This is a genomic window from Pseudomonas sp. B21-041, assembly GCF_024748675.1.
Taxonomy (GTDB): domain Bacteria; phylum Pseudomonadota; class Gammaproteobacteria; order Pseudomonadales; family Pseudomonadaceae; genus Aquipseudomonas; species Aquipseudomonas neuropathica.
The window spans coordinates 2,144,967-2,162,018 of record NZ_CP087175.1; the positions used below are offsets into that span (position 1 = coordinate 2,144,967).

A 17,052-nucleotide genomic window follows, 5' to 3' on the forward strand; every position below is an offset into this window, starting at 1 on the left:
AACGCGTGCAAGAGTTAATCGAGTCGGTAGGACAACTTTCGGCTAAGCAAAGAAAGGCTCTGGCGGTTCTGCTCAAGCAGAAAGGCGTCAACCTCTTTGACATTGCCCCGGTTTTCAAGCGCACGGCTGAAGAGCCGTTGCTGCTCTCCTACGCTCAGCAGCGCCAGTGGTTTCTCTGGCAGTGGGCGCCGCACAGTGCGGCCTACAACATTCCGACGGCCCTGCGTTTGCAGGGTCCGCTGGATGTCAGCGCGCTGGAGCGCAGCGTTCAGGCGCTGATCGAACGACACGAAACCTTGCGCACGGTGTTCTCCCAGGAAACCGCGCAACCCTTGCAAGTGGTCCTGCCCGCAGGGCCCTTTGCACTGGAGATCCATCAACTGAGCGCTGAGCTGGCCAACGACGCGGATGCCTCGATCCAGACGTTCGTGCAGACCCAGAGCCAGAAAACTTTCGACCTGCAGCACGGCCCGCTTTTGCGCGCAGCGCTGCTGCAAGTCGGCCCCAATGACCATGTGCTGGTGCTGACCCTGCACCACATCGTCTCCGATGGCTGGTCGCTGCAAGTGATGATCGAGGAACTGGTGCAGCTCTACGCCGGTTTCAACCTCGATCACGACGCCGGTCTGCCGGCGCTGCCGATTCAATACGCCGACTACGCCTTGTGGCAGCGGCAGTGGATGGAGGCCGGTGAACAGGAGCGGCAACTGGCCTACTGGCAAGAGAAACTCGGTGGCGAACAACCGGTGCTGGAACTGCCGATGGATCGCCCGCGCACCATCGAGCAAAGCTTCGCTGGCGCCAGCCATAACCTGATTCTCGACCCGGCGCTGAGCAACGCGCTCAAAGCCTTCGCCCGGCAAGAAAACGTCACCCTGTTCGTGGTCTTGCTGGCCTCGTTCCAAGCCTTGTTGCATCGCTACAGCGGTCAGGCCGACATCCGCGTCGGCGTGCCAAATGCCAACCGTGGCCGGGTAGAGATCGAGCGGCTGATCGGCTTCTTCGTCAACACTCAGGTGCTCAAGGCCGACATCGATGGGCAGATGTCCTTTGTCGATCTGCTGCGTCAGGTCAAACAGACCGCGCAAGAAGCGCAGGCCCATCAGGACTTGCCGTTCGAGCAACTGGTCGAAGCACTGGAACCGGGCCGCAGCCTTAGTCACAGCCCGCTGTTCCAGGTGATGTTCAACCATCAGGCCGAGCGCCGCGTGAGTGTCGAAACCCGTTTGAATGGCCTGAGCATCGAGCCACTGGAATGGCAGAGCCAGACCGCGCAGTTCGACCTGACCCTCAACACCACCGAACAAGCCCATGGCATCGAAGCCGTACTGAAATACGCCACCGATCTGTTCGACGCCGCGACCATTGAGCGTCTGGCACAACACTGGAACGCGCTGTTGCAGGCCATCGTCGCTGCGCCGACCCAGCGCATTGGCCAGTTGCTGATGCTCGATGCCGGCCAGCAGCAACAATTGCTCGCGCAGTGGAATCCTGAGCGGGTCGAGCAACCGCTTGAGCAGTGCATTCACCAAGCCATTGAAGCGCAGGCCGAGCGTTATCCCGATGCGATCGCCGTGACGTACGACGGGCAACGCCTGACGTACGCCGAACTCAATCGCCGCGCCAACCAGTGGGCGCATGCGCTGATCGCGCGTGGCGTTGGCCCGGACGTGCGTGTTGGTGTCGCGGTCGAGCGTTCGCTGGACATGATTGTCGCCATCCTCGCTGTGCTTAAGGCCGGTGGCGCTTATGTGCCGCTGGATCCGGGCTACCCGGATGATCGCTTGAGCTACATGATCGCGGACAGCGGCATCGAGCTGCTGCTGACCCAAGGCCATCTGCTTGCGCAACTGCCGGTACCGTCAGGGCTGGCGTGCCTCGATCTGAATCAGACCCCAGAGCCCGACAACGAAACCAACCCGCTGTGCCTGACCACGTCGGACAGCCTGGCGTACGTCATTTACACCTCCGGTTCCACCGGTAAACCGAAAGGCGCATTGCTGCCGCACGGCAACGTCATGCGGCTGTTCAGCGCCACCGAACACTGGTTCGATTTCGGCCCGCAGGACAGCTGGACGCTGTTCCATTCCTACGCCTTTGACTTCTCGGTTTGGGAGATTTTCGGCGCGCTGTTGTATGGCGGCAAACTGGTGGTGGTGCCCCACGACGTCAGCCGTTCACCGGAGGATTTCTACACGCTGCTGTGCGATGAAAACGTCACCGTGTTGAACCAGACGCCGTCGGCGTTCAAGCCCTTGATGCAGGTCGCCAGCGAGTCATCGCGCAACAACGCTCTGCGCTACGTGGTGTTCGGCGGCGAGGCGCTGGAAGTGCAGAGCCTGCGCCCGTGGTTCGAACGTTTCGGCGACCGTGCGCCCACGCTGATCAACATGTATGGCATCACTGAAACCACCGTGCACGTGACCTACCGGCCGTTGTCGATGGCCGATCTTGAACAAAGCCACAGCAGCCCGATTGGCGAGCCGATTGTCGACCTGTCGTGGTACTTGCTCGATGGCTCGCTGAACCTGGTGCCACAAGGTTGCATCGGTGAGCTGTACATCGCCGGTGCCGGTCTGGCCCGGGGTTATCTGAATCAGGCCGGCATGACCGCCACACGTTTTGTGCCAGACCCCTTCAATCCGCAGGCCGGCGAGCGTCTGTATCGCACCGGCGACCTAGCGCGGCTGCGCGGCGACGGGGTGATCGAGTACATCGGGCGGATCGACCATCAGGTGAAGATTCGCGGTTTCCGTATCGAGCTTGGCGAAATCGAAGCGCAACTGCTCAAGCACGCCGACGTGCGCGAAGCGGTGGTGCTGGCGGTCGACGGTATCAGCGGCCAGCAACTGGCAACCTGGATTGTCGCCAACGAGGCGCTGGATACCGAAGGGCAGGGCACACTGCGCGATTCGATCAAGGCGCATCTGCGCGAAACCCTGCCGGATTACATGGTTCCGGTCAGTTGGGCGTTCCTTGAACGCCTGCCGCTGACGGCCAACGGCAAACTCGATCGCAAGCAACTGCCGCACCCGGAAGTTGCGCAGGCGCAGGAAGTCTATGCCGCACCGCGCAACGAACTGGAACAGCGTCTGGCCGAGATCTGGCAGGACGTGTTGAAGGTCGAGCGTGTCGGCCTCAACGACAACTTCTTCGAGCTGGGCGGCGACTCGATCATTTCGATTCAGGTGGTCAGCCGCGCGCGTCAGGCGGGCATTCGCTTCACCCCCAAAGACATCTTCCAGCATCAGACCGTGCAACGTCTGGCGACCGTCGCGCAACAGAGCGACGCGGTGCAAATGCAGCAGGGCGAAGTGCTCGGCGACGCAGTGCTGACACCGATCCAGCATTACTTTTTCAACAGCGACATTCCGGCGCGGCATCACTGGAACCAGTCGATCCTGCTGACCCCGGCCAGCGCACTGCACGCGGCGCCGCTGGAGCAGGCGCTGGTGCAGTTGCAGCGCCACCACGACGCCTTGCGCCTGCGTTACCGGCAAACCAACGATGGCTGGCAGCAGAGCCACGCGCCGGCGGATCAGGCGCAAACCTTGTTGCGCACGGTCACCCTGGACGACAGCGCAGCATTGCCAGCGCTGTGCCTGGACTTGCAACGCAGCCTCGATTTGCTCGATGGTCCGCTGATTCGTGCAGTGTTGGTTGACTTGCCGGACGCCACTCAGCGTCTGCTGCTGGTGATCCATCACCTGGTGGTCGATGGCGTGTCGTGGCGGATTCTGCTGGAAGATCTGCAAAGCGCTTATCAACAACTGAGCAGCGGTCAGGCTGTGCGTCTGCCGGCCAAGACCAGCGCGTTCAAGGATTGGGGCGAGCGTCTGCAGAAGCATGCCCGTAGCGCTGAACTGGAAAGCGAACTGGATTACTGGCGCGGGCAACTGCGCGATGAGTCGGTCGAACTGCCGCTGGACAACCCGCATGGCCAGTTGAGCAACCGTTTCGAGCGCAGCGTCGATACGCGTCTCGACGCCGAACGCACTCGCCAGTTGCTGCAACAGGCACCTGCGGTTTATCGCACCCAGGTCAACGACCTGCTGCTGACCGCGCTGGCCCGCGTGCTGTGCCAATGGACGAACACCGATAGCGCCCTGGTGCAGCTTGAAGGCCATGGTCGCGAAGACCTGTTCGATGACGTCGACCTCAGCCGCACGGTGGGTTGGTTCACCAGCATGTTCCCGGTGCGCCTGACCCCGGACGCCAGTCTGGAAACCTCGATCAAAGGCATCAAGGAGCAACTGCGCGCGATCCCGAACAAAGGCATCGGTTATGGCTTGCTGCGTCATCTGGGCAGCGCCGAGTCGCAAGGGGTCTTGAACGAACTGGCGCAACCGAAGGTGACGTTCAACTACCTCGGCCAGTTCGACAACAACTTCGATGAACACGCCCTGTGGGTGCCGGCCACTGAAGACAAGGGCGCCGGTCAGGACGCAAACGCGCCGATGGCCAACTGGCTGACCATCGATGGCCGGGTTTATCAGGGCCAGTTGAGCCTGACCTGGACTTACAGCGGCGATGTCTTTGAAGAGGCGACCATCAACGCGTTGGCCCGCGCTTATGAAGTAGCGCTGAGCGAGTTGATCGACCATTGCCTGAACCATCCGAGCGGCGGTTTGACGCCATCGGACGTGCCGTTGGCCGGGTTGTCCCAGGCGCATCTGGATAGCTTGCCGATCGCTGCCCAGCGCATCGAGGACATCTATCCGCTGGCGCCGATGCAGCAAGGCATCCTGTTTCACAGCCTGTACGACGCCGATGCCAGCGCCTATGTCTATCAGATGCTGCTGGATATCGACGGCCTCGACGTGGCGCGTTTCCAGCAGGCCTGGCAGCGCGTGGTGGATCGCCATGAAGTGCTGCGCGCCGGTTTTATCTGGGGCCGCGATGGCCTCGATGCGCCGCTGCAAGTGATCAATCGCCAGTTGACCCTGGAAATGCCCGAAGTCGATGTGCGCGGTGTGGCGGACTTGCCGGCCGTGCTCGAAGCGCGGGCGCAGGCTGATCGCGCACGCGGTTTCGATCTGCAGAACCCGCCGCTGCTGCGTCTGTGCCTGCTGCGCACCGGCGATGACCGCCATCGTTTGATTTTCACCTGCCACCACATCCTCATGGATGGTTGGAGCAACTCGCGGATGTTCGGCGAGGTGTTGCAGGATTACGCCGGTCAGCCGGTACCAAGCGCGCAGGGCCGTTATCGCGACTTCCTCGTCTGGCTGCAAGGTCAGGACAAGGCGGGCGCAGAGGCATTCTGGCGCGGACAACTGGCCGCACTGGACGAACCGACCCGACTGGCTTCGGCCTGTCACGGGCGTACCGTGCCGGGGCCTGGCAAACAGATGCATCGCCTGCATTTCGACCAAGCCTTCACTCAGCGCCTGAACGGTTTCTCCCGTCAGCAGCAAGTGACCCTCAACAGTCTGGTGCAAGCCGCGTGGTTGCTGGTGTTGCAGCGCTACACCGGCCAGGCCACGGTAGCCTTTGGTGCGACTGTGTCCGGACGTCCGGTGGATCTGCCGGGCATCGAGCAGCAATTGGGCCTGTTCATCAACACCTTGCCGGTGATCGCCAGCCCGCAAGCCACGCTCAGCGTCGGCGACTGGGTGCGCAGCGTGCAGGACAAAAACCTGTTGCTGCGCGACTACGAGCAGACGCCGTTGCAGGACATCCAGCGTCTGGCCCAACTGAGCGGCGAAGCGTTGTTCGACACCTTGCTGGTGTTTGAAAACTATCCGGTGTCCGAAGCGCTGGAGGCCAACCCGGGCGGTCTGCGTTTTGGCGGCCTGGAGCACCGCGAGCAAACCAACTACGGCCTGACCCTGATCGCCGGGGCCAGCGATGTCTTGAACCTGGACTTCAACTACCTCACCGAACACTTTGCCGAACGCAGCGTGCTAGGTCTGGCGGGGCATCTGGAAGAAGTGCTGCGTCAATTCATCGAGGCGCCGCAGCGTCTGCTCGGTGAGATCGGCCTGTTGCCACTCGCCGAACGCCAGACCCTGGCGCAATGGAACGACCATCAGGCCGCGTATCCGGCTGAGCGGTTGATCCCGCAAAGTTTTGAACGTCGCGTCGCGGCACATCCGCAGGCACTGGCGCTGAGTCATGCCGGCTTCGCCCTGAGCTATGCCGAGCTCAATCAACGCGCCAACCAGTTGGCTCATCATCTTGTCGCACTGGGTGTCGGTGCGGAAATCCGTGTAGGCGTGGCGATGCCGCGTTCGGCGGAGCTGGTCATTGCCCTGATGGCGGTGCTCAAGGCCGGTGGCACCTATGTGCCGCTGGACCCGGATTACCCGGCGGATCGCGTGGCCTACATGCTCGACGACAGTCAGGCGAAAGTCTTGCTCACGCAGCAGTCGCTGCTGGCGCAACTGCCGCAGACCGATGCGCAGGTGGTGCTGGTCGAGGCGGGTGGTGCAGCATTTGCCGAGCAGCCTGCGGACAATCTTGCTGCGCGCGGGGATTCGGCCAATCTGGCCTACGTGATCTACACCTCCGGCTCTACCGGCAAGCCGAAAGGCGTGGCCATTGCCCATCGCAACGTGCAGGCGCTGATTCACTGGTCCGCCGAGGTCTACAGCGAAGACGATCTGCAAGGTGTACTGGCGTCGACGTCGGTGTGCTTCGACCTGTCGGTGTGGGAGATCTTCGTCACCCTCGCACGCGGCGGCTCGATCGTCATGGCGCGCAATGCCCTGGAACTGCCGGACTTGCCGGAGCGCGATCAGGTGCGCCTGATCAACACCGTGCCGTCGGCGATTGCCGCGCTGCAACGCACCGGGCAAATTCCGCCGGGCGTGCGCATTATCAACCTCGCCGGCGAGCCACTGAAGCAGAGCCTGGTCGACACGCTCTACCGCGAGACGGCGGTGGAGCACGTCTACGACCTGTACGGGCCGTCGGAAGACACCACCTATTCGACCTACACCCGCCGCGAACTGGGTGGTCTGGCGAACATCGGCCGGCCGCTGGTCAACACCACGGCGTACCTGCTCGATGGTCAATTGCAGCAAGCGCCGCTGGGCGTGGCGGCCGAACTGTACCTGGCCGGCGACGGCATCACCCGTGGCTATTTGTTCCGCCCCGGCCTGACCGCCGAACGTTTCGTGCCCAATCCATTCTCGAGCAGCGGCGAACGCATGTACCGCACCGGCGACCTGACTCGCTTCAGCGATGACGGCCGGATCGAATACGTCGGCCGCATCGATCATCAGGTCAAGGTGCGCGGTCTCCGCATCGAACTGGGTGAAATCGAAGCGCGTCTGCTCGCTCAGGACAGTGTGCGCGAGGGCGTGGTGCTGGCGGTGGATGGCCACAGCGGTCAGCAACTGGTGGCGTATGTGGTGCCGAGTGACAGCAGCCTCAGCCTCGAACAATTGGACGATTTGAGTGAAACGCTGCAGGCCGCGCTGAAGGCGCATCTGCCGGAATACATGGTGCCGGCGCAGTGGCTGTTCCTCGAACAGTTGCCGCTGACCCCCAACGGAAAACTCGACCGCAAAGCCTTGCCTGCAGCGGACGTCAGCCAGTCGCAGCGCGAATACGTGGCGCCATCGACGCCGCTGGAGCAGCAACTGGCCGAGGTCTGGCAGGACATTCTGAAGATAGAACGGGTCGGCGTGACCGACAACTACTTTGCGCTGGGCGGCGATTCGATCATCTCGATTCAACTGGTCAGCCGTGCGCGCCAGCAGGGGATTCGCTTTACCCCCAAAGACCTGTTCCAGCAGCAGACCGTGCAGAAGCTCGCCGCTGTGGTTGCGCTCGAGTCGTCGACCGACGAGGCGCCGGCGGATTATCCGCTGGCGCAACTCGATCAGGCGCAGCTCGATGCGTTGCCGGTGCCGGCCGACCAGATCGAGGATGTCTACCCGCTGTCGCCGATGCAGGAAGGCATGCTCTTTCACACTCTGTCGGATAACGGCAGCAGCCTTTACGTGCAACAGGTCAGCCTGCCGATCAAGGGCCTGGACGTGGAGCGCTTCCGTCAGGCGTGGGAATTTGTCATCGCCCGTCAGGCGATTCTGCGCACCAGTTTCCATTGGCAGGACGGCCTGGCCAAACCGTTGCAGGTGGTGCATCGCCATGCGCCGTTGCAAATGCAGGTGCTCGATTGGCGTGAGCGCGGAACCAGTGAAGAACTGATTGCCGAGTTCGCCAGCGATGACCGTGCGCTCGGTTTCAATCTGGCCGAAGCGCGTTTGTTGCGGGTGACCCTGCTGCGCCTGAGCGAAGATCAGTACCAGATGATCTGGACCAGCCACCACATTCTCATGGACGGCTGGAGCAGTTCGCGGCTGTTCGGTGAGGTGCTGCAGTATTACGCCAAGGGCGAAATCATCGGCGAGAACGGTCGTTACCGCGACTTTATCGCCTGGTTGCAGGCGCAGGATCAGGACGCTCAGGAGCTGTTCTGGAAGGCGCGGCTGGCGGCGGTCAACGAGCCGACGGCACTGAGCCAGGCGATGCACCCGCGCCACAGCGCCGATGTCGCCGGTCACGATGCAATCTATTCGAACTGGGATAAAGCGCAGACCGCGCGGCTGTTGCAGTTCTGTCGCGACCTGCGCATCACCCCCAACACGCTGATTCAGGGTGCATGGTTGCTGCTGTTGCAACGCTACACCGGGCAGCAGACGGTGACCTTTGGCGCCACGGTGTCGGGGCGTCCGGAAAGTCTGGCGAATGTCGGCAACATGCTCGGTCTGTTTATCAACACCTTGCCGATCATTCAGACCCCGCAAGCCGATCAGCGTCTGGCTGACTGGCTGGGCGAAGTGCAGGCCTACAACCTCGACATCCGTGATTATTCCCAGGCGCCGCTGGCGGATGTACAGCGCTGGTCCAGCCTCGGTGGGCAGGCGTTGTTCGACAGCATCGTGGTGTTCGAAAACTTCCCGATCGACGATCGCTTGCAGGAAGACAACGACACCGATCTGACCTTCGGCAAATCCATCGGCCATGGCGTGACCAACGTGCCGATGGACCTCGCGGTGATGCTCGGCGACGAGTTGTCGATCGAATACCTGTACCTGCGCAGCCACTTCAGCGCCGAGGCGGTTGTCGGTATTCGCCAGACCATGGAAAACACCCTCGCCGCGATGCTGGCGGCGCCGTACGAACGCCTCGGTAATTTGCAGCGCCTGAGCGGCGAGCAATGGCAAGCGGCGCAAGCCTGGAGCGCTGAACCGGCACACACCCATCAAGCCGCGCTGTTGCCGGAACTGATCAGCCGTCACGCGCAACAGCAGCCGCAGGCCATCGCCCTGCAATGCGCCGGAATGAACCTGACCTACGCCGAACTCGAGCAACGCGCCAACCGACTGGCGCACTGCCTGATCGAACAAGGTGCCGGGCCGGAAGTGGTGATCGGCGTGGCCTTGCCGCGTTCGCTGGAAATGGTCGTGAGCTTCCTCGCCGTGCTCAAGAGCGGGGCGGCGTACGTGCCGCTGGACATCGACTATCCGCCGGAGCGTCTGGCCTACATGATCGAAGATTCCGGCATGGCGCTGTTGCTGACCCAGAGCAGTCTGCGCAGCACGTTGCCGGCGCCGCAAGGCCTGCTGCGCCTGGAAATCGATCACCTCGATGAAAGCCGCTACGCCGACCACGCCCCCGAACGTCGCGTGCAGGAGCAGGGCCTGGCCTATTTGGTCTACACCTCGGGTTCCACCGGCCGGCCGAAAGGCGTCGCGGTGACCCAAGGCCCGCTGAGCATGCACTGTCAGGCCATCGCCGAGCTGTACGAAATGGACGCCAGCAGTTGCGAGCTGCACTTTATGTCGTTCGCCTTCGACGGGGCCCATGAGCGCTGGTTGAGCACCTTGTACAGCGGCGGTCGTCTGCTGATTCGCGACGGTTGCCTGTGGACGCCGGAGCAGACCTATCAGGCGCTGCACGACTACGGCATCACCATTGCCTGCTTCCCGCCGGCCTATCTCAAGCAACTGGCCGAGTACGCGGCGGCCAGCGGTATTGCGCCGCCACCCGTGCGCATCTATTGCTTCGGCGGTGACGCGGTGCCGGATCAGACCTTCGAGCAGGTCAAAGCTGCGCTGCGTCCGCAGTACTTCACCAACGGCTACGGCCCGACCGAAACCGTGGTCACGCCGATGCTCTGGAAAGTCCCGGTCAGCCAGCATTGCGAAGCGGCGTACGCGCCGATCGGCCGCGCCGTGGGGGCACGCTCGCTGTACGTGCTGGACGAAGACCTGAACCCGCTGCCGCCAGGCTTTGCCGGTGAGTTGTACATCGGTGGCTATGGCGTCGCCCGGGGTTATCACGGCCGTCCGGACCTGACCTGCGAGCGCTTCGTACCCAATCCGTTCGCGGCGGGCGAGCGCCTGTATCGCAGCGGCGATCTGGTGCGTTTACGCGCCGACGGTGTGGTCGATTACGTCGGCCGTATCGACCATCAGGTCAAGGTGCGCGGCTTCCGCATCGAACTGGGTGAAGTCGAGGCCAGTCTGCGCCAGTTGCCGTCGGTGACTGATGCACTGGTGATCGCCCGGGACAATGCCTCCGGCAAGCAACTGATCGGTTATGTGGTCATCGCGACCGGTGCAGACATCGGCGATGAACTCAAGGCGGGCCTGCGCGCCTCGTTGCCGGAATACATGGTGCCGGCGCAGATCGTCTGCCTGAACGCTTTCCCGGTAACGCCTAACGGCAAGCTGGATCGCAAGGCGCTGCCGGAACCGGAATTCAAAACCGAAGAATACGTCGCCCCGCGCAATGAGCAGGAAAGCCTGCTCGCGGACATCTGGGCGCAGGTGCTGCAGGTCGAACAAGTGGGCATCAGCGACAACTTCTTCGAACTGGGCGGCGATTCGATTTTGAGTTTGCAGGTGATCTCCCGCGTCAGAAACCACCCGACGTTGCAGATGGATCTCAAGCTGCGCGACCTGATGCGTTATCAGACCATCGCCGGCATCGTCGAGCAGGAAGCGGCGAAGGAGGGCACGGCACAACCGCAGACGGACGTCACGCACGTGGCCGCCGAGGGCTTGTTCAATCTCTTGCCGATTCAGGAGTGGTTCTTTGCTGAAGGCATGGCCGAGGCGCATCACTACAACCAGTCATTGCTGTTGAGCGCGCGCCAGCCGCTGGACCTCGATGCGCTCGAGCAGGCACTGGGCTGGATCGAGCAACATCACGACTCGTTGCGCCTGCGTTTCTCCCACGAAGGCGGGCGCTGGATGCAGCGTTACTGCGACCTCAGTGAACAGGGCGAGACGTTGCTCTGGCGCCGCGAGGCGGACAACAGCGAGCAGGTCGAAGCCTTGGCCAACCTTGCCCAGCGCAGCTTGAAACTCGATGACGGGCCGGTCTGGCGGGTGATGCACGTCGCCTTGCCGGATGGCCAGGCGCGCCTGCTCGTGGTGATTCATCACTTGGTGGTCGACACCGTGTCGTGGCGAATTCTGCTCGACGATTTGAAAGTGGCGTACGAGGCGTGCGTGCAGGGGCTGCAACCGAAACTGCCGATTCGCACCAGCAGTTACCGATCGTTCGCCGAAGCCTTGCAGGCGCAGGCGCCGGTGATTGCCGAGCAGGAGCTGGGGTATTGGCTGGAGCAACTGGATCAGCCGGGCGTCGACTTGCCGTGCGACAACCTGCGCGGCAAAAACCTCGTGCGTCAGCAGGCGCAGGCGCGGCTCAAATTGTCTCGCGAGCACACTGAACAACTGCTCAAACAGGCCCCGGCGGTGTATGGCACGCAGATCAACGACCTGCTGTTGTCGGCGCTCAGCCGTGCCCTGTGCCGCTGGAGTCAACAACCGTCGGCACTGATCCTGCTCGAAGGCCATGGTCGTGAAGATCTGTTCGAGGCCATCGACCTGAGCCGCAGCCTGGGCTGGTTCACCAGCATGTTCCCGGTGCGTTTGCGCCCCGACAGCGACGACATCGGCCAGTCGATCGTCAATGTGCAGGCACAGTTGGCAGCGGTGCCGCAGAAAGGCATCGGCTATGGCGTGCTGCGGCATCTGGCAGGCGCTGAGGTGTCGAGGCAACTGGCCGAGCTGCCGCAAGCGCGGGTCACGTTCAACTACCTGGGGCAATTCGACCAGAGCTTCGACGAGCAGGCCCTGCTGGTGCCGGCGCTGGAAGAAACCGGTGACAACTACAGCCTCAAAGCCAATTTGGGCAACTGGCTGGAAATTGTCGGCCAGGTCTATGACGGTCAGTTGGCCTTGCGTTGCATCTACAGCAGCCAGCGTTATCGCGCCGGCACCATGGATGCCTTGATGAGCGATTACCAGCGTGAGCTGGAAGCGTTGGTCGAGCATTGCATGGCACGCGCGGGCTGATCGCCACACGTTCAGTCATCTTCGGGGGCGCTGCCGCGGCGCGCCCCTTTTTTGCCGATACAAGGATTTAAGCGATGTCGTTACACCCTGATCTGGAAGCCTTCCTCGATCTGGCCCAAGACAGCCAGGACGCCGGCCTGCCGGCCATGCACCAAATGACCCCGAACGAAGCCCGCGCGACTTTCGAACAGACCACTGCGCAACTGCGCTGGGCGGCACCGCAAGACCTGTTGGTCAGCGAAATAGACACGTTGGCACGCGATGGTGCGTCGCTGGCACTGCGGCTGTATCGCCCCAATGCTGCGGTCTCGCCGATGCCGGTGCTGGTGTATTTCCATGGTGGTGGTTTTGTTGTCGGCAGCCTCGACTCTCACGACGGTGTGTGCCGCGAGTTTTGTCAGCGCACGCCGTGTGCGGTGTTGTCGGTGGGCTATCGACTGGCCCCGGAGCATCGTTTTCCAACGGCATTGGAGGATGGCGAAGACGCTTTGTCGTGGTTAGCGGAAAACGCCGTAAGTCTTGGGCTTGATACCTCGCGCGTGGCGTTTGGTGGCGATAGTGCCGGCGCGACGTTGGCTACGGTGCTGGCGATTCAGGCCGTGGTGCAACCGCATACTGTGGCCATCGCGCCGAAGGCGCAGTTTTTGTGCTATCCGGTGACCGATGCTTCGCGTGTGCACGATTCGCGGTTGTTGTTTAGCGAGGGGTATTTGTTGGAGAGCGATACGCTTGACTGGTTTTATCAGCATTACGCCCGCAGTCCGCAAGATTATCTGGACTGGCGTTTTTCGCCGTTGTTGGCGGAGGATCTGCAGGGGGTGGCGCCGGCGATTGTGTTGTTGGCGGGTTTTGATCCGTTGTTTGATGAGGGGCAGGCTTACGCTGATAAGTTGCGGGGGCAGGGGGTGAGTGTTGAGGTTGAGCATTGTCCTGGGCTGACGCATGATTTGCTGCGGATGGCTTCGGTGATGCCTGATGTTTTGCGGGTGCATGAACGCCTGAGCCGGGCGTTGGCGGGGGTGTTGGTTTGATTTTTGGGGGGTGGTTTTTGGGTGAATATCCGTTGCTGCGGTAATGGCGGCTTAGGGTTCCGCCCTTACGGCGGGTCACTTTTTACAAACGCCTAAAAAGTAACCAAAAACGCTTGCTCCTACGTGCGGCCCGCTCGCTGGGGCTCGGGGTTCCTTCGCTGCGGGATCGATCCGGGCGCAGCGCCTACGGTTTGCTTCGCTGCACCTCCTCTCGCTGTGTTTGGCTGCGCCAAACGGTCGCTGCGCTCCCACGCCCGGATCAATCCCTCCACTCAGCCTTCCGACGTCGCCCATGGATCAAGATCAAAAGCAGGCGAGCTGACACTCGGCCTATTGAGTGGTGAAGAGCGGGTGTTCGGCTTTGGATTTGAGGTGGATTTTCCCCTCACCCCAGCCCTCTCCCGAGGGAGAGGGAGCCAATTTGTGGGCTTTTCAAAATCTGAGTTCGACTCGGTATCGCATGTCGGCGAAGCTCTCCCAAACATCTCAGTCAGCCCCTCTTTCTTGGGGGGTGAGGGGCTGATTTGTTTGCTTTTTAGAGCCTGAGTTCAGCGCGGTATCGCACGTCGGCGTAGCTCGCCCAATCACCTCGATCAGTCCCCTTTTCCTCATGGCGAGGGGCTGATTTGTTTGCTTTTCAGAGCCTGAGCTCAGCGCGGTATCGCACGTCGGCGTAGCTCTCCCAAACACCTCAATCAGTCCCCTCTCCCTCCGGGAGAGGGCTAGGGTGAGGGGCTTTTGATCTGGCTTTTGATCTGGCTTTGGCTTTTGATCTTTTGCCCCATCGGCAGGCCGAGCGGAGGTGTTCATCCGGGGGTTAGGCGCGCAGCGCCGTGCGGCGTAGCCGCATACATCGAGAGGAGGTGCAGCGCAGCAAACCGTAGGCGATGCCCCCGGATGGACACCGTAGCGAGGGAACACTGAGCCTCAGCGAAGTGCCGTACGCCGGGGCAAAGCCTTTTGGGTTACCTTTTCGGCGTTTGGAAAAGGTGACTCGCTGTAAGAGCGAAACCGCCAGCGGCAACACCCGCAGCAACGGATATGCCCCCAAAACCCAAAGAGCATGGTCGGCCCGAAGGCCGCCAAGACCAACAGGCGAAAAAAAGCCCCGCCAAAGCGGGGCTCTCTCACATCACACCCAATCAGAAATCAGCCTTGACCGACATCACGAAGTTACGCGGATCACCATAGAAGTTACCGAACCCTTCGGTACCAATGGTCGAGTAGTAACGCTTGTCAAACAGGTTGTTCCCGTTAAGCGCCACCGACCAGGTGTCATCGATACGGTAGCCAATGCGACCGTTCCAGACCGCATAACCGGCGCCATCAATGTTGTCACCGCCCAAAGGCGAAGTCCGGTAGTTGCCCGTCTGCGCGTTGACACCCGCACCGATCGTCACGCGATCCAGCGGCCCGCTCAGGCTGTAGTCACCCCAGACACGCAGCAAATGGCGCGGCACGTAGGAGTTGTAGACCACGCCATCCTGCGTGGCGTCGGCATCTTCCAGCACTTTGGTCTGGGTGTAGGTGTAACCGGCGAGCAATTGCAGGCGATCAATCACCTCACCGCTGACTTCCGCTTCGAAGCCCTGCGCGCGAACCTTGCCGGAGTTGATCGAGCAAGAACTGTCTTCGCAACGCGGGTCATCCTGGGCGGCATCTTTCTGAATGGTGCGGAACAGGTTGAAGGAGCTGTTCAGACGACCGTCGAACCACTCACCCTTGATCCCCAGCTCGTAGCTCTGGCCAACCAATGGCTTGAGGGTGCTGCCATCGATGGTCTTGTAAGCGCCTTGCGGGGTGAAGATGTCGGTGTAGCTGGCGTAGGCGGTCAGGTTGTCGTTGAGGTCGAACAGCACACCGGCGAGCGGCGTGACCTGGCCGGTTTCGGTGGACTTGGTGTCGACCTGGGTGCCTTCGCCACGGAAGTACTGCACCGAATCGGTGTCGGACTTGTACCAGCTGACACGGCTGCCCAGTACCAGGGTCAGCGGATCAGCCAGTTTCAGGCGGGCGATCGAGTAGGCGCCGTATTGCTTGATGTGCATGTCCACCGGGCCGCCACGGGAAGCGTTGGCCAGGTAGTAGCTTTCGTCCGGTTGCGGGATGTGGTGGTTCGGGTCGAGCACGTTCTGCCGTTGTGGCAGCGCGGCGACGGCGTAGAAGTCATCCTTGTGCGAACGGCTGGCGTTGGCGCCGATGGTCAGTTCATGTTGCTGGCCGAAGGCGTCGAATTTGCCGTCGACATAGGCATCGAAGCCGTAGTCGCGCTGGTCGTAGTCGTAAATGCTACCCAGCATCAGCGTATTCGAAGCCGTGGCACCGACCGGCACTGCACCGCTCGGGAAGGCGTATTCCATGTCCTGGGTGTTGCGCGAATACACCCCGGCGACTTTCAGCGACCAGTCGTCGTTGAACTGGTGTTTCAGGTCGGCGAAGTAGGTGGCGCGTTTGCTGCGCTGGTTGTTCCACGCGGTGTTCAGGCAGGTGGAGCGCTTGAGGTGCAGGTCGGATCCGTCGGCGTAACGCGGCAGGCCGCCCCAGCATGGCGTAGCGTCGACGTCTTCCCAGGCGAAACCCAGACCCAGGGTGGTGTCGGGGCTGAGGTCGAAGTCCAGGGCGCCGTAGTAGATCTGGTCTTTGCGGCTGGCCACGTCATAGAAATATTGACGGGTCTGTTCGGTGACCACGGCGCGACCACGGATGGTGCCGGAATCGTTCAGCGGGCCGCCGGTATCGACCTGGCCACGATAGTTGTCCCAGGTGCCTGCCGACAGCGAGAGCTGCGTGTGCGCAGTGTCCTGGCCGCGTTTGCGTACGAAGTTGACGCCACCGGCGGTGCCGCCTGCGCCTTTCATCATGCCGGCTGCGCCACGCAGAACTTCCACGCGGTCATAAATGGCCATGTCGCTGTTGAAGCTGTCGGCCTGCACGTAGCTGCTGCCGATATCCAGCGGCACGCCGTCGTACTGGTACTGGCCAGTCATACGGAAGCCGCGGGAGTAGAAATACTTGCCGCCCATGGGCGAGTCATACACGGTAATGCCCGGGGTCTTCTCCATCACCTGTTCGATGGTGTTGAGGTTCTGGTCATCGAGCATCTTGCGGGTCATCACCGTGACCGACTGCGGGGTTTCCTTCAGCGAGTGCACGCCCTTGCCAATGGTCACGCCGCCGGTGGTGTAGGAGTTGCTGCCCTCGGTGGTGGCACCGAGGCGGCTGGCGTTGACGTTGGTCGGGGCCAGTTCCATCGCGCTGCCGGTGGCCGGGCCGAGCACGGTCACGGTGTTGCCGTCACGCTGGTAGCGGATGCCGGTGCCGTTAAGCATCGCCTTGAGTGACTCGTCGTCCTGGTAGCGGCCGTTGAGCGCGGTCGAACGCAAACCTTGCAGGCTTTCCGGGCTGTAGATGATTTGCAGGCTGGTCTGCTGGCCAAGGGTTTGCAGTGCCTGGGCCAGTGGCTGCGACGGGATGTTCAGGGTCCATTCCTGGGCCTGAACATACGGCGCTGCCGTGAATGTCAGTGCCAGACCAAGGCCAGTGCCGGCCAGTCGAGTGCGTGTCGCGCCGTGCATCAGCAGGGCTCGAGTCAGAGGGCGAAGCATGAAACGGGATGCGGACATGAGGTTAAGACCTTGGCAGGTATAGTTGTTAATGGTTCTTATTCATCTCATTAAGACGAGGAAGCCGCGGCA

3 protein-coding genes are annotated in these 17,052 nt (G+C 61.9%); 2 read left to right on the top strand and 1 reads right to left on the bottom strand.

The genetic code is table 11. The features are described from left to right. Positions 1–5 precede the first annotated feature (5 nt). Together LOY43_RS09525 and LOY43_RS09530 are read left to right on the top strand one after the other, a co-directional pair. Positions 6–12,326, top strand: coding sequence for a non-ribosomal peptide synthase/polyketide synthase (locus LOY43_RS09525; RefSeq protein ID WP_258709512.1), 12,321 nt, complete (start codon positions 6–8; stop codon positions 12,324–12,326). Between the two features lie 74 nt (positions 12,327–12,400). After that, positions 12,401–13,357, top strand: coding sequence for an alpha/beta hydrolase (locus LOY43_RS09530; protein WP_258709513.1), 957 nt, complete (start codon positions 12,401–12,403; stop codon positions 13,355–13,357). A gap of 1,142 nt (positions 13,358–14,499) precedes the next feature. Here LOY43_RS09530 and LOY43_RS09535 read toward each other — a convergent pair. Then, on the bottom strand, positions 14,500–16,980 hold the full coding sequence (locus tag LOY43_RS09535; RefSeq protein WP_258709514.1) for a TonB-dependent receptor: 2,481 nt from the start codon (positions 16,978–16,980) through the stop codon (positions 14,500–14,502). Positions 16,981–17,052: the final 72 nt, after the last annotated feature.

Bases quoted from the DNA above. Each gene is read 5' to 3' on its own strand.
- LOY43_RS09530 (WP_258709513.1), top strand. From the start codon at position 12,401: ATGTCGTTACACCCTGATCTGGAAGCCTTCCTCGATCTGGCCCAAGAC.
- LOY43_RS09535 (WP_258709514.1), bottom strand. From the start codon at position 16,980: ATGTCCGCATCCCGTTTCATGCTTCGCCCTCTGACTCGAGCCCTGCTG.